Annotated in this window: 1 protein-coding gene; it reads left to right on the top strand. The window is 60.7% G+C overall.

The features are described 5' to 3' along the window. A partial coding sequence (locus AC04SG_RS32850) for a Ulp1 family isopeptidase (protein ID WP_488554401.1) occupies positions 1 to 510 on the top strand: 510 nt, incomplete at its 5' end. Positions 511 to 713 lie beyond the last annotated feature (203 nt).

Below are 713 nucleotides of genomic sequence, written 5' to 3' on the forward strand. Positions count from 1 at the left end.
CTCCTGACGCAAGAGTTGCAGGGGAACAATCCGGGTCTGGCCGCCCGGACGCGGTTCGTGGATCCCCTCATAACCCTTGGCAGCCTGCGCTTGGGCACCGAGAGCGACATGCTACGCGCATTCCAGCGCATCGTTCATGATCACAATGGCGACGACACAGCCGACTTTCTGTTCCTGCCAGTGAACGATGCCAGTGCCAATCGCCGCGGCAGCCATTGGTCGCTGCTGTTCGTTGATCGCCGCGAGCGGGAACGGCCGGTTGCCTATCACTACGACTCGAACGGGAGATACAACGAGGCGCCCGCAGGACAACTCGCAGCAAGGCTGGGCGCGCGCTTGGAGTCACCCCGCTTCCCCCAACAGCGAAACGGTCATGATTGCGGCGTCTTTGTGGTGGACGGCACGCGCGAGCTGGTTAGGCGATTGGCGCAACCAGGGCAGCCAGTCCTGCTGGACCTCGACGGGCTCCTTGCCGATCGGCAGGCACTGCAAAACCGACTGAGGGGCTGACGTTCGCCATGGCGGGATAGCTTAAATTTAGACTGGAGCACCTCACCCCTGGCCTGGGGCTCGGGTCCGATAGGTGGGAGGCGCACGCCCTGCGAAGGAGCATTCCCACCCGACCTGAAAAAGCAGCTGACTCATTTCTTATGAATGCCTTTGACCAGAAAGTTCCGACGCAGGGACCGTCAAAAATTACACTTTGCTTCAAA

It is taken from the genome of Mesorhizobium sp. CNPSo 4684 (assembly GCF_057784315.1).